Source organism: Caenimonas koreensis DSM 17982 (assembly GCF_009646335.1).
Lineage (GTDB): Bacteria > Pseudomonadota > Gammaproteobacteria > Burkholderiales > Burkholderiaceae_C > Ramlibacter > Ramlibacter koreensis.
Map to the genome: position 1 here is coordinate 20,035 of NZ_WJBU01000028.1, position 20,577 is coordinate 40,611.

Here is a 20,577-nt window from a genome sequence, read left to right on the forward strand (position 1 = left end):
CCATGGGACCCGTTGTGCCCACCGTCATCCCCGAGAGCGAGGTGGAGCTCTCGGCCATGCGCGCCCAGGGCGCCGGTGGCCAGAACGTCAACAAAGTGTCGAGCGCCATCCACCTGCGGTTCGACATCCGCAACTCGTCGCTGGCGCCGGACCATAAAGACAGGCTGCTGGAACTGCGTGACTCACGGATCACCCGCGACGGGGTGCTGGTCATCAAGGCACAGACACACCGCAGCCAGGACATGAACCGTGCTGAAGCTTGGGGGCGGCTGCAGGAACTGGTGGACAGCGTGGCCCTGCCGCCGCGCGTCCGCAGGCCGACAAAGCCGACCCGGGCGTCGCAAAAGCGCAGGCTTGAAACCAAGAACTTACGCTCGCAGGTCAAGGTGCTGCGCGGGCCCGTGCGGCAGGAGCCGTGACCCCCGCTCATCACTCATAACCCGTTGCAAATCAACGATTTGCGAGGTACAATCCTTGCTTCACGACCAAACGGGCGGGTAATCACCGCCCGTTTTTTTTGGTCGCTCGTTTATTGGCCAAGAGCCTTTCGGAGCTGAGCGCAGGCAGTGGCATTTCAAGACATCGTGACGCAAACCGTAACCGGCCTCGGTTATGACCTGGTGGAGATTGACCGCTCCGCCGGGGGTCTTTTGCGCATCACGATCGACCTGCCATGGACGCCGGGCCAGCCCGGCGGCGAGCAGTTCGTCACCGTGGAAGACTGCGAAAAGGTCACGCGGCAGCTGCAGTTTGCGCTCGAGGTCGAAGGCACCGAATACAGGCGGCTCGAAGTTTCTTCGCCGGGCCTTGACAGGCCGCTGCGAGGCGAGAAGGATTTCGAGCGTTTCACCGGCCAGGTGGTTGATGTGACGCTCAAGGCGCCGGTAGGTGCAGTTGCCAGCGCCAGCAGCGGCGGCGGTGTCAGCGCCAACAGGAAGAAGTTTCGGGGCACGCTGGAGAAAGCGGCCGAGGGCTGGCAGATCGTCTGGAGCGATGAGCCTGCAGCCAAACCGGGGCAACGTGTTAGCAAAAAGAGAGTGCCTGCGCCATTGCAGGCATTGGGGTTCAAGCTGGACGAGCTGAAAGAAGCGCGGCTGGCTTCGATTGTTGATTTCAAGGGCCGGCGGCCCCGAGAGCTAGGAGAGTAGTGCCATGAATCGCGAATTGTTGATGTTGGTGGAGGCTATTTCCCGCGAAAAGAACGTCGAGCGTGACGTCGTGTTCGGCGCGGTGGAAGCAGCGATGGCGCAGGCCACCAAGAAGCTTTACGAAGGCGACGTGGACATCCGCGTATCGGTCGATCGCGACAGCGGCGAATACGAAACCTTCCGCCGCTGGCTCGTGGTGCCTGACGACGCTGGCCTGCAGAACCCCGACGCCGAAGAGCTCCTGATGGACGCCAGGGAGCGCATCGAGGACATCGAAGAGGGCGAATACATCGAGGAGGGCGTGCCTTCCGTGCCCATCGGCCGTATCGGCGCGATGGCAGCCAAACAAGTCATCCTGCAAAAGATCCGTGACGCTGAACGCGAAATGCTACTCAACGACTTCATGTCGCGCGGCGACAAGATCTTCGTGGGCACCGTCAAGCGCATGGACAAGGGCGACATCATCGTGGAGAGCGGCCGCGTCGAAGGGCGCCTTCGCCGCGGCGAGATGATCCCGAAGGAAAACCTGCGCAATGGCGACCGTGTGCGCGCCATGATCATGGAAGTCGACCTGACGCTGCGCGGCGCACCAATCATCCTGTCGCGCTCCGCACCTGAATTCATGATCGAGCTGTTTCGCCAGGAAGTGCCCGAGATTGAACAGGGCCTGCTTGAAATCAAGAGCTGCGCACGCGACCCCGGCTCACGCGCCAAGATTGCGGTGCTCTCGCACGACAAGCGTGTTGACCCGATCGGCACCTGTGTTGGCGTTCGCGGCACACGCGTCAACGCCGTGACCAACGAGCTCGCCGGCGAACGCGTCGACATCGTGCTCTGGTCTGAAGATCCCGCTCAGTTCGTGATTGGCGCCTTGGCTCCGGCCAACGTGTCGTCCATCGTCGTCGATGAAGAAAAGCACGCGATGGATGTAGTGGTCGATGAGGAAAACCTCGCAATCGCCATTGGCCGCGGCGGCCAGAACGTGCGGCTGGCTTCCGACCTGACGGGCTGGAAGATCAACATCATGGACGCGAACGAATCGGCCCAGAAGCAGGCTGAAGAGTCGAGCGGCATCCGCGCCCTGTTCATGGAAAAGCTCGATGTCGACGAAGAAATCGCCGACATCCTGATCTCCGAAGGCTTCACCAGCCTGGAAGAAGTCGCCTACGTTCCGATCCAGGAAATGCAGGAAATCGAGTCGTTCGACGAAGACACCGTGAACGAGCTTCGCACCCGCGCCAAGGATGCGCTGCTGACGATGGAGATCGCCCGCGAAGAGAGCGTCGAGGAAGTTTCGCAGGACCTGCGTGACCTCGAAGGCCTGAACCCGCAACTCATTGCCAAGCTCGCCGAAAACGGCGTGCACACACGCGACGACCTGGCCGACCTGGCCGTCGATGAATTGACCGAAATCACGGCGCAATCCGCCGATGAAGCCAAAGCCCTGATCATGAAGGCTCGCGAGCACTGGTTTACCAGCGCCACCGCGGCCCAAGCGTGATGTGATGGAAGGCAACCAAACACATGTCCAGTACCACCGTCGCCGAGTTTGCCAACGAACTCAAAAAATCCACCGACACGCTGCTTGAGCAATTGCGCAGCGCCGGAGTGGCCAAGTCCACACCGTCTGACGTCATCTCGGAGGCCGACAAGCAAAAGCTGCTTGGGTACCTGCAGGCCAGCCACGGCACCGTCGCGGCCGAGCGCAAAAAGATCACGTTGACCAAGAAGTCGACGACAGAGATCAAGCAGGCAGATGCCTCCGGCAAAGCCCGCACGATCCAGGTGGAAGTTCGCAAGAAGCGCACGTTCATCAAGCGTGACGAGGGCGGTGACACCGCTGTTGTCGAAGCACCAGAGCCTGAGGTTCAACAACCTTCGGCACCGTCGATCGACGACGCTGAGCTGGCACGCCGCGAAGAAGAAGCACGCCGCCAGGCTGAATTGATCCGCCGCCAGGAAGATGACCTGGCCGAGAAGCGCCGTCTGCGCGAAGAGACTGAGCGTCGCGAGCGCGAGGCCGCCGAACGCGCAGCCAGCTACGCCGCAACTGAAGACCAGAAGAAGGCTGAGGCCAGCGCCAACAAGGAAGAGGCCGAAGTCGAGGCAAAGCGCTCGGCCGATGAGCGCGCAGCGGCCCAGGCTGAAGCACGTGAAAAGGCTGAAGCCGAGTCCAAGGCGCGTGCTGCTGAAGAAGCCGCCCGTGCTGCCGACCTGGGCGATCGCCGCCGCAAGGCTGAAGCCGAAGCTGCCGCCATCCGCTCGATGATGTCGGCGCCCAAGAAGGTGCTGGTGCCGCACAAGGCGCCTGAAAAGCCCGTCGCCAAGCCGGACCCGGCCAAGCCTGCTGCCAAGGGCACGCTGCACAAGCCTGCAGTCGGAACTGGCACAGGCCGCCCTGCACCCGGGGCCCCCGCACCAGGAGCTGGTCCTGGCGCGAACAAGGAAGTCAAGTCTGCCAAGCTGTCGTCCAGCTGGGCAGGCGACCCCGCCAAGAAGAAGGCCATCCCGACCCGCGGCGACGCCACGGGTGGTGTGGGCCGCAACAGCTGGCGTGGAGGCCCGCGTGGGCGCCGCGGCAACGACCGCGACCATCGCGATGACCATGCCCAAGCCGCACCGGCCGAGACGCGCATTCTTGAAGTGCACGTTCCCGAGACGATCACGGTTGCCGAGCTGGCGCACAAGATGGCCGTGAAGGCATCCGAAGTGATCAAGGCGCTGATGAAGATGGGCCAGATGGTCACCATCAACCAGCCGCTCGACCAGGACACGGCGATGATCGTCGTCGAGGAAATGGGCCACAAGGCGCTGACGGCAGCGCTGGACGATCCGGAAGCCTTCACGGAAGAAGACGTTGGCGCGCAGCAGGCAGAGTCACTGCCGCGTGCGCCGGTCGTCACCGTCATGGGTCACGTCGACCACGGCAAGACCTCGCTGCTGGACTACATCCGCCGCGCCAAGGTGGCGGCTGGCGAGGCAGGCGGCATCACGCAGCACATCGGCGCGTACCACGTGCAGACCGAGCGCGGGATCATCTCCTTCCTCGACACGCCAGGCCACGAGGCGTTCACCGCCATGCGCGCCCGCGGTGCGCAAGCCACTGACATCGTCATTCTGGTGGTTGCCGCCGATGACGGCGTGATGCCCCAGACGAAGGAAGCCATCAAGCATGCCAAGGCTGCCGGTGTCCCTATCGTCGTGGCCATCAACAAGATCGACAAGCCCGACGCCAACCTCGACCGAGTGAAGCAGGAACTGGTGGCTGAGCAGGTCGTGCCAGAAGAGTACGGTGGCGAATCGCCGTTCGTGCCCGTCTCGGCCAAGACCGGCGCGGGCATTGACGCGCTGCTCGAACAAGTGCTGCTGCAGGCTGAAGTGCTTGAGTTGAAGGCACCGGTCGACGCGCTGGCCAAGGGTCTCGTGATCGAAGCACAACTCGACAAGGGTCGCGGCCCCGTCGCCACGGTGCTCGTGCAGTCGGGTACCTTGAAGACAGGCGATGTGGTGCTTGCCGGCCAGACGTACGGGCGCGTGCGCGCCATGCTCGATGAGAACGGCAAGTCGATCAAATCGGCAGGCCCGTCCATCCCGGTGGAAATCCAGGGCTTGACTGAAGTGCCGCAGGCTGGCGACGAGTTCATGGTCATGACCGACGAGCGTCGTGCCCGTGAAATCTCGACCTACCGTGCCGGCAAGGTGCGCAACACGAAGCTCGCAAGGCAGCAGGCGTCCAAGCTGGAAAACATGTTCAGCGACATGACCGCCGGCGAAGTGAAGATGGTTCCGATCATCATCAAGGCCGACGTGCAGGGCTCGCAAGAGGCACTGGGCCAGTCGCTGCTCAAGCTGTCGAACGAAGAAGTGAAGGTGCAGCTGGTCTATTCCGCCGTGGGCGCGATCAGCGAATCCGACGTGAACCTGGCGATCGCCTCCAAGGCCGTGATCATCGGCTTCAACGTGCGGGCCGATGCTGGTGCGCGCAAGCTGGCCGAAGGCAACGGCGTCGACATCCGCTACTACAGCATCATCTACGACGCTGTGGATGAACTGAAGGTCGCGATGTCGGGCATGCTGGCTCCGGACAAGCGCGAAGAAGTCATCGGCACGGCCGAAATCCGCACGGTGTTCGTTGCCTCCAAGATCGGTACGGTCGCGGGCTGCATGGTCACCTCCGGCATGGTCAACCGCTCGGCGCACTTCCGCCTGCTGCGCGACAACGTCGTCGTCTACACGGGCGAGATCGACTCGGTCAAGCGCATGAAGGAAGACGTCCGCGAGGTCAAGGAAGGCTTCGAGTGCGGTATCAAGCTCAAGAACTACAACGACATTGCCATCGGCGACCAGCTGGAGTTCTTCGAGATCAAGGAAATCGCCCGGACGCTGTGAGATGGTGAAGAAGGCTGCCAATCCCAATCGCTCCTTCAAGGTCGCTGATCAGATTCAGCGCGACCTGACGGAGCTGATCGCGCGCGAGTTGAAAGACCCGCGCGTGGGGATGTGCACGATTCAGGCTGTCGAGGTCACACCCGACTACGCGCATGCGAAAGTTTTCTTCAGCGTGCTCGTTGGCGACCCGAAGGAATGCGAGATTGCGCTCAACCAAGCAGCCGGCTTTCTGCGCAATGGGCTTTTCAAGCGCCTGCATATCCACACGGTGCCCACACTGCATTTCCAGTTCGACCGCACGACGGAACGAGCCGCTGACATGAACGCGCTGATTGCACGCGCCGTTTCCTCTCGCGTCAAAGACGACTGAACCGTGAGCAACGCCGGGCCGCCCCAAGGTGCGAAGGCCCCCTTGGGGGGCAGGGATTTACACGCAGTGAAAGACCGTGGGGGCGCTGTTCCTGCGCCACGCACCAGGGTGCAGCGGCGCCCTGTGCATGGGGTGTTGTTGCTCGATAAGCCGCTGGGACTGTCCAGCAACAACGCATTGCAACGGGCGAAGTGGCTGCTACGCGCCGAAAAGGCGGGCCACACCGGCACGCTTGATCCGCTGGCGACGGGCGTCTTGCCGCTTTGCTTTGGTGCCGCCACCAAGTTCAGCCAGCTGCAGCTCGATGCTGACAAAACCTACGAAGCGACGATCCGCCTGGGCGTCCAGACATCGACGGGTGACGCAGAAGGTGAAGTCGTCGCAACACACGACGTCCCGCCCATCACGCCGGAGCAGCTTGCCTCCGTGGCCGCGAAATTTACAGGCCCGATGCGCCAGGTTCCCCCCATGTACAGCGCGCTGAAGAAAGACGGCAAGGCGCTTTACGAATACGCACGCGCCGGCGAAGAAGTCGAGCGCGAAGCACGCGATGTACTTGTCTATGAGTGCGTACTGCAATTCGTGCCTGGCAGCTGCGACTCGGTGCTGATGCGCGCAAAAGTGAGTAAGGGCACGTACATACGCACACTTGGCGAGGAGATCGGCCAGGCGCTGGGTTGCGGCGGCCATCTCACTGCGCTGCGTCGTACGGCCACTGGGCACTTCGATGTGTCGCAGTGCGTCACGCTCGAAGCGTTCGAGGCGCTCACCGAACAGGAACGGATCGCCGCGCTCCGCCCGGTCAACGCCTTGCTGCCCGATCACACGCGCGTCACGCTCGACGCTGACAATGCAGGCCGGTTCCTCAGTGGCCTGCGCCGCAGGGGCGACTGGAAGGACAACGAACACGTCGCCGTCTTTGGATCGGAGCCGACGGCTCTCCTTGGCACCGCCCATATCAAAGGCGGTGAACTCATCCCCGGCCGGCTCTTGAGCCCGCCCGAAGTTGCACAGATTCTCGAAAGCATCACATGACCAACAAGCAAATCCGCAACATCGCCATCATCGCGCACGTCGACCATGGCAAGACCACCATGGTCGACCAGCTCCTGCGCCAGTCAGGCACCTTTGCCGAACACGAAAAAGTCGTGGACACGGTGATGGACAACAACGCGATCGAACGCGAGCGCGGCATCACCATCCTGGCCAAGAACTGCGCCGTGAGCTGGAAGGGCACGCACATCAACATCGTCGACACGCCCGGCCACGCGGACTTTGGCGGTGAAGTCGAGCGCGCGTTGTCGATGGTTGACAGCGTGGTGCTGCTGATCGACGCGCAGGAAGGCCCGATGCCGCAAACGCGCTTTGTCACGAAGAAGGCCCTGGCCCTCGGCCTGCGCCCGATCCTGGTGGTGAACAAGGTCGACAAGCCGGGCTCGCGCCCGCAATACGTGGTTGATGCAGCGTTCGACCTGTTCGACAAGCTCGGCGCGACTGACGAGCAGCTCGACTTCCCCGTCGTGTACGCCTCGGGCATCAATGGCTGGAGCTCGCTGGAAGAGGGCGGGCAGGGCGAGCAATGGGGCCCGGACATGTCGGCCCTGTTCGATACGATCCTCTCCCACGTGCCGCCGCACGAAGGCGAGCCCGATGCGCCGCTGCAACTGCAGATTTCCGCGCTGGACTTCTCAAGCTTTGTCGGCCGCATTGGCGTGGGCCGCGTGAACGCAGGTACCGTGCGCCCCGGTATGGAAGTGCTCGTGATGGAAGGCCCGGATGGCTTCTCGAAGAAGGGCCGGGTCAACCAGGTGTTGACGTTCCGCGGCCTCGACCGGGTACAAGTGACAGAGGCAGGCCCGGGCGACATCGTGCTGGTCAATGGCATGGACGACATCGGTATTGGCGTCACTATCACCGATCCGCTCAATCCTTCGCCGCTGCCGATGCTCAAGGTGGACGAGCCGACGCTCACGATGAACTTCTGCGTGAACACCAGCCCGCTGGCCGGTCGCGAAGGCAAGTTCGTCACCAGCCGCCAGATCTGGGACCGCCTGCAAAAAGAACTGCAATCGAACGTCGCACTGCGCGTTGCCGAGACGGACGAAGAGGGCGTGTTCGAGGTGATGGGCCGCGGTGAACTGCACCTGACGATCCTGCTGGAAAACATGCGCCGTGAAGGCTACGAGCTGGCTGTGTCGAAGCCGCGCGTGGTGTTCAAGGAAGTGAACGGCGAGCGTCACGAGCCGATCGAAATGGTGACGGTCGATATCGAAGAGCAGCACCAGGGCGGCGTGATGCAGGCGCTCGGCGAGCGCAAGGGCGACCTGGTGAACATGGAGCCGGACGGTCGGGGCCGTGTGCGCCTTGAGTACCGCATTCCGGCGCGTGGCCTGATCGGCTTCACGAATGAATTTCTGAACCTGACGCGCGGTTCGGGCCTGATCTCGAACATTTTCGACAGCTACGAGCCGCACAAGGGCGACATCGGTGGCCGCAAGAACGGCGTGCTGATCTCGATGGACGACGGCGAAATCTTCAACTACGCACTCGGCAAGCTCGATGACCGCGGCCGCATGTTCGTTCGCGCGAATGACCCGGTGTATGAGGGCATGATCGTGGGCATCCACAGCCGTGACAACGATCTGGTGGTAAACGCCACCCGTACCAAGCAGCTAACCAACTTCCGCGTGAGCGGCAAGGAAGACGCAATCAAGATCACGCCGCCGATCATGCTCACGCTGGAGTACGGCGTGGAATTCATCGAAGACGACGAGCTGGTCGAAATCACGCCCAAGAGCATTCGCCTGCGCAAACGCCACCTGAAGGAACACGAGCGCAAGCGCGCCTCCAGGGAATCGTGAACCTCCGCGCTCCTCTCGTGTTGCGATGACTTCCCTGCGTCCAGGCCAAGCCGCCTGGCTCATGGTGATCGTCACCTTGATGTGGTCGATCGCCGGTGTGGTGACGCGGCACCTCGAACACGCGCGCAGCTTTGAAGTCACGTTCTGGCGCAGCTTCTTCACCATGGTGGCGCTGCTCGTGATCCTGCCGGTGTGGCAGGGCGCGGGCGTGTTCAGGCGCATCCATTGGCGCAGCCCTTACTTCTGGTTGTCCGGCCTGTGCTGGGGCGTGATGTTCACCGCGTTCATGGTGGCATTGACGATCACGACAGTGGCCAACGTGCTCATCACGCTCGCGCTGGGCCCGCTTCTGACAGCACTGATCACACGGATTTTCATTGGGCATCGCCTGCCGCGCAGGACGTGGGTGGCCATCGTCGTCGCAGGTATCGGTATCGGATGGATGTACGGCTCCCAGGTGAGTCTGGGCGCCCAGGGCGTCTTGCTGGGCTCGCTGGTGGCGCTTTGTGTGCCGATTGCCGGAGCCGTTCAATGGACGGTCACGCAGCGCAGCCAGACGTCCGGCGAAAAGCTCGACCTGGTGCCGTGCGTGCTCGTCGGGGCCATGATTTCGTCGGCGGTCACCTTGCCGCTGGCCCTGCCGTTTTCGGCGACGGCAAACGACATCGGTTTGCTGGCGCTGCTGGGCGTCGTACAGCTCGCCATTCCGTGTGTGCTTTCGGTGATTTGCGCACGCGTGCTGCAGGCGCCAGAAGTGTCGCTACTCGGGCTGCTGGAGATCATCTTCGGCATCGCGCTGGCCTGGCTGGGCGCGGGCGAGAAGCCGGAAGTCAATGTGCTCGCGGGGGGCGCGCTGGTCGTCGGCGCGCTCGCCTTGAACCAGCTCGCGGGCTGGCATGAACAAGCCTGACACCAGGCTCAGCGCTTGCTCGACTTCATCAGTCGCTCGACTTCGCGCTTGCCTTCCCGGTCCTTGATCGTGTTGCGCTTGTCGTGCTCGCCCTTGCCCTTGGCCAGCGCAATCTCGCACTTCACACGGCCGCCTTTCCAGTGCAGGTTGATCGGCACGAGCGTGTAGCCCTTTTGCTCGACCTTGCCGATGAGTTTGCGGATCTCGTCCTTGTGCATCAACAGTTTCTTGGTGCGCACGGAGTCGGGCGAGACGTGCGTCGATGCGGTCTTCAGGGGATTGATCTGGCAGCCGATCACGTACAGTTCGCCGTTCTTGATCACGACGTAGCCATCCGTCAGCTGCACTTTGCCTTCGCGCAATGCCTTGATCTCCCAGCCTTGCAGGACCATGCCGGCTTCGAACCGCTCCTCGAAGGAGTAGTTGAAGGAAGCTTTCTTGTTGTCCGCGATGCGGCTGGATGTATCGGGTTTGTTCGAGGCCATGGCTGACAGATGAGGGCGCGCGGCCATATCTACAATGCCGAGGCGGCCTGCATTCTTCCATGAAAACTGTTCATAAATCCGTTCTTCTCTGGTTCAGCGCAGACGAAATGTTCGCCCTGGTCACCGACGTGGCACGGTATCCCGAGTTCCTGCCTTGGTGCGACACGGCGTCCGTGCTCTCGCAGACCGAGACGACGATGGAAGCACAGATCGGCATCGCGTTCAGCGGTATCCGCCAGACATTCGAGACACACAACGAACACGTACCCGGCCGCGAGGTCAACATCAAGCTGGTCAACGGCCCGTTCTCGCAACTCGACGGCCAGTGGAAGTTCAGCCCGGTGGGCGAGCCGCAGGAGCGCGCCTGCAAGGTCGAGCTGTTCCTGACGTACGGTTTCGAGAACGCGGCGCTGCGCACGCTGGTCGGGCCAGTCTTCGACAAGATCGCGGGCAGCCTGGTCGATGCGTTCGTCAAGCGCGCCGAGGTCGTGCATGGCTGAGCGCGTGCGCATCGAGGTCATCTGGTCACCGCAACCGCGGCACGTACTCGAATGGAAAGGCGACATGGAAGCAGGCGCGACCGTGCTCGAGGCGCTGCGTGCGAGCGGGCTGCTGTCGGGTGCTGCGCTTCTGGAGCCTGTCGGCGTCGGCATCTGGGGCCGCAAGTGCCGCCTTGACCGCGAGGTGCGCGATGGCGATCGGGTCGAGGCCTACCGGCCACTCACGGTCGATCCGAAGGTCGCGCGGCGCGAGCGATTCCGAAAACAGGGTGCGCGAGCCGCGGGGCTTTTTGCGCAGCGCAGGGTGGGCGCGAAGGCCGGCTACTAGCCGTCGCTCATTCAAAAGCTAGTGGTTCAAAGAACCAGCCCTTTGAAGACCTACCCCTGCTTGGCGGCGCATTCGCGGGCGATGATGCCTTCGATCCGCTTGGTTTCCACCTGGCGCGCCGCGTCGTCCAGGATTTCGCGCTCGCCCTTGGCGTTGGTGCGTGCGATCCGCGTGCCCGAATCCATCTGCACCTTGGCCTGCTTGGCGCGGCTGCAGTTCTCGGCGCGGATCTTGTTGTTCTCTTCCTCGCGGGCTTTGGCCTTCTCGTCTTCAGCCGCCTCGGCGGCCTTCTTCTTTGCCTCGAGATCTTTGTCCTTGCCCACGGCCCGGCTGGCGGCGAGTTCGGGTTTGGCGGCTACGGCCTGCGAGGCAGCAGGCGCCGTCTCGGACGCCGGTGCGGCCCGCACGCCGGGCTGGCGCAGGATGTTCCTGGCGGGAATATCCATCGGCGGAGGCTGGTCGGACAGCACCTTGCGGCCCGAGTTGTCGACCCACATCCACTGCGCTAAGGCCAGCGCGGGCATGGCACAGGCGAGGGCGAGGAGCGCGGCACGAATCGGTTTCATCGGATAAGTGTAGCGCTGGCCTTCCATGCAGGCCAGCGGGCAATTCGTAACCACTGGTGGCTGCGCGCGTGACCATTGAGGGAAAGTACCGAGAAACGCGCGAGTACAATCCGTTTTTTGGAGCTTTGACATGCGCCTTTTAGGAAAAGCGCTCACCTTCGACGATGTGTTGCTGGTGCCAGCGTTCTCCCAAGTCCTGCCTAAGGACACGTCCCTCGCGACCCGTCTCTCCCGCAACATCACCCTGAACTTGCCGCTTGTGTCCGCAGCCATGGACACCGTGACGGAAGCTCGCCTGGCCATTGCGCTGGCGCAAGAAGGCGGCATCGGGATCGTCCACAAGAACTTCACCGCCAAGCAGCAAGCTGCCGAAGTCGCGCGCGTCAAGCGCTATGAATCGGGTGTGCTGCGCGACCCCGTCATCATCACCCCGACGCACTCTGTGCGGCAGGTCATCGCCATGCAGGAGCAACTGGGCATCTCCGGCTTTCCTGTCGTGGATGGCGGCCGCGTAGTGGGCATCGTCACCGGGCGCGATCTGCGTTTCGAAACGCGTTATGACGCACCCGTGAGCGAGATCATGACCCCGCGCGAGCGGCTGATCACCGTGCGCGAAGGCACGTCGCCCAGTGAAGCGAAAGCGCTGCTGAACAAATACAAGCTCGAGCGGCTGTTGGTCATCAACGACGACTTCGTGCTCAAGGGCCTGATTACCGTCAAGGACATCACCAAGCAGACGAGCTTTCCGAATGCCGCGCGTGACGCATCCGGGCGCCTGCGCGTTGGCGCTGCTGTCGGTGTGGGCGAAGGCACTGAGGAGCGCGTTGAGGCGCTGGTCAAGGCAGGCGTTGATGCAATCGTTGTCGACACCGCCCACGGCCACAGCAAAGGCGTGATTGATCGCGTGCGCTGGGTCAAGCAGAACTATCCCCAGATCGACGTGATCGGCGGCAACATCGCCACTGGCACGGCAGCTCGTGCGCTGGTGGAAGCCGGCGCCGATGCGGTCAAGGTCGGTATCGGCCCTGGCTCCATCTGTACCACGCGCATCGTCACCGGAGTGGGCGTGCCGCAGATCTTCGCGATCGACCAGGTGGCCAATGCCATCAAGGGCTCTGGCGTCCCGCTTATCGCCGATGGCGGCGTGCGGTTCTCGGGCGATCTTGCCAAGGCGATCGCAGCGGGCGCGGACTCCGTGATGATGGGCGGCGCCTTCGCAGGTACCGAAGAGGCTCCCGGCGAGACGATTCTCTACCAGGGCCGCACTTACAAGAGCTATCGCGGCATGGGCTCGCTGGGCGCCATGCAGCAGGGCTCTGCCGACCGGTACTTCCAGGAAGACAACGCCGGCAGCAACCCCAACACGGCCAAGCTCGTGCCCGAAGGCATCGAAGGCCAGGTGCCCTACAAGGGCTCGATGGTCGGCGTGGTGTTCCAGATGGCCGGCGGCTTGCGTGCGTCGATGCACTATTGCGGCTGCGCCACCATCGAGGAAATGCGGTCCAAAGCCGAGTTTGTCGAGATTTCATCGGCGGGCATGCGCGAGAGTCACGTGCACGACGTGCAGATCACCAAGGAAGCCCCGAACTACCGGGCGGAATGATCTGAACAACTCTTCGCCGCCCCACATGCAACACCAGAAAATCCTGATCCTCGATTTCGGCTCGCAAGTCACCCAATTGATCGCGCGGCGCGTCCGCGAAGCACACGTGTACTGCGAAGTGCATCCGTGCGATGTCACTGACGACTGGATTCGCGAATACGCGTCGGACGGGCAGCTCAAGGGCGTGATCCTCTCCGGCAGCCACGCCAGCGTGTACGAAGACACCACCGACAAGGCGCCCGCCGCCGTGTTCACGCTGGGTGTGCCGGTGCTGGGCATCTGCTACGGCATGCAAACCATGGCGCACCAGCTCGGCGGCAAAGTCGAAGGTGGCCACAAGCGCGAGTTCGGCTTTGCTGCCGTGCGTGCGCGCGGCCACACGGCGCTGCTCAAAGACATTGCCGACTTCACGACGGACGACGGCGCCGGCATGCTCAACGTGTGGATGAGCCATGGCGACAAGGTCACGGAACTGCCGCCGGGCTTCAAGCTGATGGCCTCGACCGAGAGCTGCCCCATCGCCGGCATGGCGGACGAGGAGCGCAAGTTCTACGCCGTGCAGTTCCACCCCGAAGTCACGCACACACAGCAGGGCAGGGCGATTCTTGAACGCTTCGTGCTCGGCATCTGCGGCGTCAAGCCTGACTGGGTGATGCGCGACCACATCGCGGAAGCAGTGGAGCTGATCCGCAAACAAGTCGGTGATGAGGAAGTGATCCTCGGCCTGTCAGGTGGTGTCGATTCATCGGTAGCGGCTGCGCTGATTCACCGTGCCATCGGTGACCAGCTGACGTGCGTCTTCGTCGATCACGGCCTGCTGCGCCTGAACGAGGGCGACATGGTCATGGACATGTTCGCCGGCAAGCTGCACGCAAAGGTGATCCGCGTTGACGCAAGCGATGCGTTCCTGTCGAAGTTGGCGGGCGTGAGCGAGCCCGAGGCCAAGCGCAAGATCATCGGCCGCGAGTTCGTCGAAGTCTTCAAGGCCGAAGCAGCTCGTTTGAAAGCCGGGCTGGACGGCGCACACAAAGGCGCGAAGTGGCTCGCACAAGGCACGATCTACCCGGACGTGATCGAGTCAGGCGGCGCCAAGAGCAAGAAGGCCGTCACGATCAAGAGCCATCACAACGTGGGTGGACTGCCCGAGCAGCTCGGATTGAAACTGCTCGAACCGCTGCGCGACCTGTTCAAGGACGAAGTGCGCGAGCTCGGCGTTGCACTGGGCCTGCCGCATGAGATGGTCTATCGCCATCCGTTCCCGGGGCCTGGCCTGGGCGTTCGCATCCTGGGCGAAGTGAAAAAGGAATACGCCGATTTGCTTCGCCGCGCCGACGCGATCTTTATCGAGGAGCTTCGCAACTTCATCGACCCGGCCAGCGGCAAGAGCTGGTACGACCTCACGAGCCAGGCTTTCACGGTGTTCTTGCCCGTCAAGAGCGTCGGCGTGATGGGTGATGGCAGGACGTACGACTACGTGGTCGCCCTGCGCGCTGTGCAGACGAGTGACTTCATGACAGCTGATTGGGCCGAGCTGCCGTACGCGCTGCTCAAGAAAGTGTCGGGCCGCATCATCAACGAGGTTCGCGGGATCAACCGCGTGACCTATGACGTGAGCAGCAAGCCGCCAGCCACCATCGAATGGGAATAGCCGCATCGCATTAGCGGCTTGGGCATCGCGGCCGTCGAGCCGCGTACCAACAGGGAGGAGCCCCGCCATGACGGGCAGCAAAACCACGGTCGTGTTCGCCGACCTGAGTGGCAGCACGGGCGTATTTGAAGCGCTCGGCAATGAACTCGCGACGAAGGCAGTCACCTCGCTCACATACTGGATGGGCACCGTCTGCACACAACACGGCGGACGTGTCATCAAGATGCTCGGCGACGGTGTTCTCGCGCTATTCCCGGACGGTGTTACCGCCGTTGATGCAGCAGTGGCCATGCAACGCACCCATGCCGAACGCCTGCGCGAGTGGCCCAGCCAGGCGCGCATGCGCTTGCAGATCGGCGTCGCGGCAGGCGAGGTCGTTGAGGTCGATGGCGATTGCTACGGCGACTCAGTCAATGTCGCCGCGCGCCTGTCGGACCTGTCGGGCGCGGACCAGATCTGGACCACTGAATCGGTCGTGCGGCAATGCGAGAACCCGCGGGCAGGCGTGCGATTTTTGAGTTTGGGTGCAGTGCCCATTCGCGGCAAGAGCGGCCCGGCCGCCATGCACCGCGTCGAGTGGCAACAAGACGTACACACCACGCATCTCACCGTTCCCGCGGCGCCACTGCATCGCATACAGCCCGTTCAACCCACGGCGGGCGGCATAGAACTGTCGTGGCTCGACCAGCAATTGCGGTTCGGCATCAACAAACTGCCCATTCACCTCGGACGCGACGCTCAGGCGCAATTCATGGTGAACGACCAGCGCGTATCACGCCTGCATGCGAGCATCAGCTGGCGCCAGGGCAACTTTGTGCTCACCGACTTGAGCAGCTACGGCACGTGGGTGCGCTTTGGCGGCAATACAACCGAGCTGGCATTGCGTCGCGATGATTGCGTGCTTGCCGACAGCGGCGATATTGCGCTGGGTGCCCCATTCGACGATTTCACGGCGCCGACAATCAGCTTCAGGACGCGTGCCGGACAGTAGAGCTGCGGGCACAATTGCCCTCATGTACCAGCCGCCTCATTTCAAATCCACAGACGCCGCCATCGCCGCGGAGCTGATGACGCGCATTGCATTTGCGAGCCTTGTATCCACCGACGATGCGGGCTTTCCGTTCGTCACGCACCTGCCAATGCACCTGGCCACCAACGATGGCGAATTCGTGCTCTGGGCTCACTGCGCCAAACCCAACCCGCACTGGCGTTACCTGCGCGCGCGGCCCCAGGCGCTCGTCACGTTTCTCGGCCCGCACGCGTATTTGTCGCCGCAAATTTACCCCGACCTGGCTCGCGTACCGAGCTGGAACTACCTGGCCGTGCATTGCAAAGTCGAGGCTCGCCTGGTGGAAGAACCCGGCGAAAAAGACGTGCTGCTCAAGAAGCTGATCGGCGATCACGAACCCGCTTATGCCGACCAGTGGCGCGGCCTGGGCGAGGAGTACCAGCACAAGATGCTGGCCGGCATCGTTGGCCTGGAGCTGCGTGTGAAGGAGTGGGAGTGCAAGCTGAAAATCAACCAGCACCGCCCCGAATCGCACGCAAAATTGAAGGCAAGCTATTCGGTGGGCAACGCGCACGAGCGCGAACTCGCCGTGTGGATGGATCGACTCGGAATGGGAGCCTGATATGCGCGCTGTGTTTGGTGTCTTGAGCCTGCTGGTGGTGGTGCTGATCATCGGCGTGCTCGTCAAAAAGCAGCTGGGTGTGGGCGGTGCACCCGCTGCTGCGCCCGTCACGTCAAGCGGCGTGACGGCGCCCACGGGCACGCCCCAGCAGCAGGTGAACCAGGTCAAGCAGGCTGTCGAAGGCGCGGTGCAACAGGCGCGCCCGATGCCAGCCGACGAAGACAAGAAATAAGGCCTCGCGTGGACGACAGCCACTACATGCGCCTGGCGCTCGAGCAAGCGGGCAGGGCGCTTGCGGCAGGCGAGGTTCCCGTGGGCGCGGTGGTGGTGAAAGACGGCGCGGTGATCGCCTCTGGCCATAACGCCCCCGTCGGCACACACGACCCAAGTGCACATGCCGAGATCGCTGCGCTGCGCCAGGCGGCTGCCTTGCTGGGCAACTACCGGCTCGATGGTTGCACCCTGTACGTCACGCTGGAGCCCTGCTCGATGTGCGCGGGCGCCATGCTCCACGCGCGGCTTGACCGCGTGGTGTACGGCGCTGCAGACCCCAAGACCGGTGCGGCTGGCTCAGTTGTTGACCTGTTTGCGAACGCGCAGCTCAATCACCAGACGAAGGTGACTGGCGGCGTACTCGACAGCGAATGTGCCGGCATGCTCGGCGGATTCTTCAAGCAGCGCCGCGAACAAGACCGTGCAGTGGCCCAACCCCTGCGCGACGACGCCCTGCGCACGCCGCAGGAGCGCTTTGAGAATCTGCCCGGCTATCCATGGAAGCCGCACTATGTGTCGGACCTGCCTTCGCTCGCCGGGCTGCGCATGCATTACCTTGATGAGGGTCGTGCCGACGCCAAGCGCACATGGCTGTGCCTGCACGGCAACCCGGCGTGGAGCTACCTGTATCGCAAGATGATCCCCGTGTTTCTTGAAGCGGGCGACAGGGTGGTGGCACCCGACATGATCGGCTTTGGCAAGAGCGACAAGCCGAAAAAAGACGCGGCCCACTCATTCAGCTGGCACCGCCAGGTGCTGCTTGAGTTTGTCGAGCGGCTCGACCTGCGCAACGTGATTCTCGTCGTGCAGGACTGGGGCGGAATCCTGGGCCTGACCTTGCCGATGGAAGCGCCCGGGCGCTACGACGGATTGCTCGTGATGAACACAACGCTGGCCACAGGTGACGCTGCGCTCAGCCCGGGCTTCCTCGCATGGCGGGCCATGTGCGCGAAGAACCCTGAATTCGATGTCGCACGCCTTTTTGCGCGTGGCAACCCGCAAATGAGTGAAGCTGAGTGCGCCGCGTACAACGCCCCCTTTCCCGATCGCGGGCATCGCGCCGCGTTGCGGATGTTTCCGCCGATGGTGCCCGAGCATGCTGATTCCGATGGCGCTGCCATCTCGCAAGTGGCTCGCGAATTCTGGTCAACGCAGTGGGCGGGCCGCAGCTTCATGGCCGTCGGCGTGCAGGACCCGGTGCTCGGCCCGCCGGCGATGCAGGCGTTGCGCGAATCGATCAAGGGTTGCCCTGAGCCCATGCTGGTCGAGCAGGGCGGTCACTTCGTGCAGGAGCATGGCGAGGAAATTGCGCGTGCTGCGGTGGGATACTTCCGCCGGTGAAACAACATATCTACGTTTATTCGCCGTCGAGTGCCGTTCGCGACAAGGCAGCGATCCGGCGCGGCGTCGCACGCCTGAAGTCACTCGGCCATGAGGTCGAGCTCGACGAAGCGGCGCTCGCTTCCCATATGCGCTTTGCGGGCGACGACGAGACGCGCCTCGCCGCCATCCACCGGGCAGCCGCAAGCGGCGCCGACGTTGCGCTCATCACAAGAGGCGGCTATGGGCTCACGCGGATCTTGCCCGGCATCAACTACAAGGCGGTCGCCAAAGCCATCCGCGGCGGCACGAAGTTCGTGGGCCTGAGCGACTTCACTGCCTTCCAGTGCGCTGTGCTCGCCAAGTCCGGCGAGACCACGTGGGCAGGCCCTGCGCTTGGTGAAGACCTGGGTGTCGAAGGCGAGCCTGACGACATCATGCTGGACTGCTTCGAAGACCTGGTGACGGGTCGGGGGGAGGGCGCGGGCTGGCGGCTGCCCGCTGCAGAAGCCATCGAGCAGCCGCTCAACCTGAAGGGCCAGCTGTGGGGCGGCAACCTGGCCATGCTCTCGTCACTTGTCGGAACGCCCTGGCTGCCCGACGTGCCCAACGGAATCCTGTTCATCGAAGACGTTTCCGAGCACCCCTATCGTGTCGAACGGATGTTGACGCAGCTGCTGTACGCAGGCGTGCTGAAGCGGCAGCGCGCCATCCTGGTGGGCCACTTCACGAACTACAAGTCTTACCCGCATGACCGCGGCTTCAAACTGAAGACGGTGCTCGACTGGTTGCGCGCGCAGGTCAAAGCGCCCGTGTTGACGAATCTGCCGTTCGGTCATGTGCCCACCAAGGTCTCGCTACCAGTGGGCGCGCAGGTCAATCTAGCGGTGCAGGGGCGTGATGCTTTTGTGCTGTGGGGCCACCAGCACTAGTGGCTGTGGCGCTAGCGGAGAGCAGGGGGGTCAGCCCACGAGCGGGCTGGGGCGGGAACCCATGCCGCCAGGCAACAAGCCCTGGAACTGGGCCGTGATGGATGCGATCTTCTCGCGCGCCTTGACCTCGCCATGCATGGATGCGAGCGCGGCCATCAAGTCACCGCGCAGGTACCACAGTGCCTGAATGTCATTGGCGTAGCGAATCCGGCGCGTCAGCTGAGGAAAGTGCCGGGAGCCGGATTCCCCCAGCGCCTGGAGCATGCATTCGCGAATATCTTCAGTGCCTGTTTCGAGCACCGAGTCCGAAGGCGTCACCGGATTGCCGAGCAAGCCGTAGAGACTGTTCCTGAGATTCGGTTTGAGCCAACGCATGGTTTACTTTTGGACCGCTGATTCGAAATTGCCTCAGCAGAGGATTGAAGTTATGCCCAGTGTGCGAAGAGTGCAAGTCAGCGTCGTGACCAAGTTAACGAATTAACAACATTCGAATCAATAGCTTGGTAACGAATCGTGATGCGATTTATGCGGTTGTGTCGCAATGAGGCCTTTTCGCTAAGAACGGTCATGAAGATCGGTCATCCTTTGGGAGCGCAACGCTTCAAAAGCTTCACGCCCATCGCCATGCGCGAATTCGCGCGTTCACAGCTCGACATGTTCGGGTAGTGCGCAGTGACGTTCAGCCCCGGCGGGTCGTAGTACAGCGTGGCGGTGGCGCCCAGCTCACTTGCGACAGAGCGGCCCTCGCATTTGACGTTGCCTGCTGCCACTGCCTCCACCTGCTTGCAAAAGCCCGAGTTCGGGTAGTCGACCTGCATGTCGGGTGCGCCCTTGGCATCGCGATAGACAAGGTACGTGTTGGGCGTTGAGCACCCGACCAGTGCGACGCCGGCGGCAATGGCAATGGCTATCGAGAGCGGGCTTGCAATGGAGCATTTGTGCATCGTGGGGGATCGCGGGTGGGTCAATGGAAAGGGCTGAAGTTATCGCGGAACCTGCGCGGGCAGTACTCGATGTAAGCAATTGAGACAGCCTGCCAAGACTTGGTCGGAAGGAACTAATGATCTGGCGCCGTTACGTACATTAGTCCTCAAATTGATCCTCAACTCCGATTTCGAATTCAGATGAGCGTGAAATCCGTGAACCTCCAGCCCATGAGCAGCCCCAGCGCCGACACAGGCTCTGGCCCGCTGGTGGCGCAACCCGATGCAGTCGCCACTTTCCGGGCCAGGATGGCAGCAGGCACACCGAAAAAACCCCCTGAGTGGACACCGCTCGCTACAGACGAGCAGATCCTCACGCTGCCGCCCGCCGATGTGGAGCGCCTGAAGATCAAGTGGGCCGGCGATGAAGACACGTTCCGCAGGGAAGCGTATGAGTTTTATGAGTTCTTCAAGGCATCGCAAGAGCTCACGGCGCAGCAACTTGCGCTATCCGAATACAAGCGCAGGCAAGAGGAGAAGGCCGAAGCACGCCGCTAGCGGCCTGCGGGACAGGGGGTCTCCTCGTTTTCAGTGCAATAAGTGACGGTACGAAAAGCTAGCACTGGCGCGGAGGTGGTGTTGGTAGATCGTTGATTTCATTGACTTTCCTGTTCACTTTCAAATCTGCGA

The 20,577-nt window shown here is 62.7% G+C and carries 22 protein-coding genes; 18 read left to right on the forward strand and 4 right to left on the reverse strand.

Going from position 1 to position 20,577, the window contains the following annotated elements; translation table 11 throughout:
• The first annotated feature begins 2 nt into the window (after window positions 1-2).
• The 8 genes from arfB (at window position 3) to GHT07_RS20335 (ending at window position 9,678) form a co-directional block, all read left to right on the forward strand.
• On the forward strand, window positions 3-419 hold the full coding sequence (gene arfB / locus GHT07_RS20300; RefSeq protein WP_153586918.1) for an alternative ribosome rescue aminoacyl-tRNA hydrolase ArfB: 417 nt from the start codon (window positions 3-5) through the stop codon (window positions 417-419).
• A gap of 147 nt (window positions 420-566) precedes the next feature.
• The gene (gene rimP / locus GHT07_RS20305) at window positions 567-1,148 is read left to right on the forward strand and encodes a ribosome maturation factor RimP (protein ID WP_323741038.1); all 582 of its coding nucleotides are present in this window, start codon (window positions 567-569) and stop codon (window positions 1,146-1,148) included.
• 4 nt (window positions 1,149-1,152) lie between these two features.
• Window positions 1,153-2,649 (forward strand): transcription termination factor NusA, encoded by a 1,497-nt coding sequence (gene nusA, locus GHT07_RS20310; protein WP_153586919.1) that lies wholly within the window; start codon window positions 1,153-1,155, stop codon window positions 2,647-2,649.
• 23 nt (window positions 2,650-2,672) lie between these two features.
• Window positions 2,673-5,537, forward strand: coding sequence for a translation initiation factor IF-2 (gene infB, locus GHT07_RS20315; RefSeq protein WP_153586920.1), 2,865 nt, complete (start codon window positions 2,673-2,675; stop codon window positions 5,535-5,537).
• Window position 5,538: 1 nt separating this feature from the next.
• Window positions 5,539-5,907, forward strand: a complete 369-nt coding sequence (rbfA, locus tag GHT07_RS20320; RefSeq protein WP_153586921.1) for a 30S ribosome-binding factor RbfA — start codon at window positions 5,539-5,541, stop codon at window positions 5,905-5,907.
• A 66-nt stretch (window positions 5,908-5,973) separates the two neighbouring features.
• On the forward strand, window positions 5,974-6,942 hold the full coding sequence (truB, locus tag GHT07_RS20325; RefSeq protein ID WP_407646671.1) for a tRNA pseudouridine(55) synthase TruB: 969 nt from the start codon (window positions 5,974-5,976) through the stop codon (window positions 6,940-6,942).
• Window positions 6,939-8,768, forward strand: a complete 1,830-nt coding sequence (typA, locus tag GHT07_RS20330; protein ID WP_153586923.1) for a translational GTPase TypA — start codon at window positions 6,939-6,941, stop codon at window positions 8,766-8,768. The genes truB and typA overlap by 4 nt, the downstream gene beginning before the upstream one ends.
• A gap of 25 nt (window positions 8,769-8,793) precedes the next feature.
• Complete coding sequence (locus tag GHT07_RS20335) at window positions 8,794-9,678, forward strand: DMT family transporter (RefSeq protein WP_228488466.1); 885 nt, start codon at window positions 8,794-8,796, stop codon at window positions 9,676-9,678.
• 8 nt (window positions 9,679-9,686) lie between these two features.
• Here the strand turns inward: GHT07_RS20335 and smpB are convergent, their stop codons facing one another.
• Window positions 9,687-10,163, reverse strand: a complete 477-nt coding sequence (smpB, locus tag GHT07_RS20340; RefSeq protein ID WP_153586924.1) for an SsrA-binding protein SmpB — start codon at window positions 10,161-10,163, stop codon at window positions 9,687-9,689.
• Window positions 10,164-10,222: 59 nt separating this feature from the next.
• Between smpB and GHT07_RS20345 the strand changes: the two genes are divergently transcribed.
• Both GHT07_RS20345 and GHT07_RS20350 read left to right on the forward strand, forming a co-directional pair.
• Window positions 10,223-10,663: a type II toxin-antitoxin system RatA family toxin gene (locus tag GHT07_RS20345; protein ID WP_153586925.1), complete on the forward strand. Its 441-nt coding sequence runs from the start codon at window positions 10,223-10,225 to the stop codon at window positions 10,661-10,663.
• Complete coding sequence (locus tag GHT07_RS20350; RefSeq protein WP_153586926.1) at window positions 10,656-10,991, forward strand: RnfH family protein; 336 nt, start codon at window positions 10,656-10,658, stop codon at window positions 10,989-10,991. Before GHT07_RS20345 ends, GHT07_RS20350 begins: the two co-directional genes overlap by 8 nt.
• Before the next feature lie 50 nt (window positions 10,992-11,041).
• On the opposite strand, the gene GHT07_RS20355 is transcribed toward GHT07_RS20350, so the two are convergent.
• The gene (locus GHT07_RS20355) at window positions 11,042-11,584 is read right to left on the reverse strand and encodes a DUF4124 domain-containing protein (protein ID WP_228488467.1); all 543 of its coding nucleotides are present in this window, start codon (window positions 11,582-11,584) and stop codon (window positions 11,042-11,044) included.
• 103 nt (window positions 11,585-11,687) lie between these two features.
• Between GHT07_RS20355 and guaB the strand changes: the two genes are divergently transcribed.
• From guaB to GHT07_RS20390, 7 genes are all read left to right on the forward strand, one after another.
• A complete protein-coding gene (gene guaB / locus GHT07_RS20360; RefSeq protein WP_153586927.1) occupies window positions 11,688-13,160 on the forward strand; it encodes an IMP dehydrogenase in 1,473 nt (490 codons plus the stop codon).
• Window positions 13,161-13,185: 25 nt separating this feature from the next.
• Window positions 13,186-14,808 carry a glutamine-hydrolyzing GMP synthase gene (guaA, locus tag GHT07_RS20365; RefSeq protein WP_153586928.1) on the forward strand — a complete coding sequence of 541 codons (1,623 nt, stop codon included), beginning with the start codon at window positions 13,186-13,188 and terminating at the stop codon, window positions 14,806-14,808.
• A 67-nt stretch (window positions 14,809-14,875) separates the two neighbouring features.
• Entirely contained in the window at window positions 14,876-15,799 is a 924-nt protein-coding gene (locus tag GHT07_RS20370) for an adenylate/guanylate cyclase domain-containing protein (protein ID WP_153586929.1), read from the forward strand.
• Window positions 15,800-15,821: 22 nt separating this feature from the next.
• The gene (locus GHT07_RS20375) at window positions 15,822-16,439 is read left to right on the forward strand and encodes an FMN-binding negative transcriptional regulator (protein WP_153586930.1); all 618 of its coding nucleotides are present in this window, start codon (window positions 15,822-15,824) and stop codon (window positions 16,437-16,439) included.
• Window position 16,440: 1 nt separating this feature from the next.
• On the forward strand, window positions 16,441-16,671 hold the full coding sequence (locus tag GHT07_RS20380; protein WP_153586931.1) for a hypothetical protein: 231 nt from the start codon (window positions 16,441-16,443) through the stop codon (window positions 16,669-16,671).
• Window positions 16,672-16,679: 8 nt separating this feature from the next.
• Window positions 16,680-18,053, forward strand: coding sequence for a tRNA adenosine(34) deaminase TadA (gene tadA, locus GHT07_RS20385; protein ID WP_323741040.1), 1,374 nt, complete (start codon window positions 16,680-16,682; stop codon window positions 18,051-18,053).
• A complete protein-coding gene (locus GHT07_RS20390) occupies window positions 18,050-18,964 on the forward strand; it encodes an LD-carboxypeptidase (protein ID WP_323741042.1) in 915 nt (304 codons plus the stop codon). Before tadA ends, GHT07_RS20390 begins: the two co-directional genes overlap by 4 nt.
• Before the next feature lie 30 nt (window positions 18,965-18,994).
• Here the strand turns inward: GHT07_RS20390 and GHT07_RS20395 are convergent, their stop codons facing one another.
• Together GHT07_RS20395 and GHT07_RS20400 are read right to left on the reverse strand one after the other, a co-directional pair.
• Window positions 18,995-19,339: a hypothetical protein gene (locus tag GHT07_RS20395; RefSeq protein WP_153586932.1), complete on the reverse strand. Its 345-nt coding sequence runs from the start codon at window positions 19,337-19,339 to the stop codon at window positions 18,995-18,997.
• 203 nt (window positions 19,340-19,542) lie between these two features.
• On the reverse strand, window positions 19,543-19,908 hold the full coding sequence (locus tag GHT07_RS20400; protein ID WP_153586933.1) for a hypothetical protein: 366 nt from the start codon (window positions 19,906-19,908) through the stop codon (window positions 19,543-19,545).
• Between the two features lie 210 nt (window positions 19,909-20,118).
• Between GHT07_RS20400 and GHT07_RS20405 the strand changes: the two genes are divergently transcribed.
• A complete protein-coding gene (locus GHT07_RS20405; RefSeq protein WP_153586934.1) occupies window positions 20,119-20,445 on the forward strand; it encodes a hypothetical protein in 327 nt (108 codons plus the stop codon).
• Window positions 20,446-20,577: the final 132 nt, after the last annotated feature.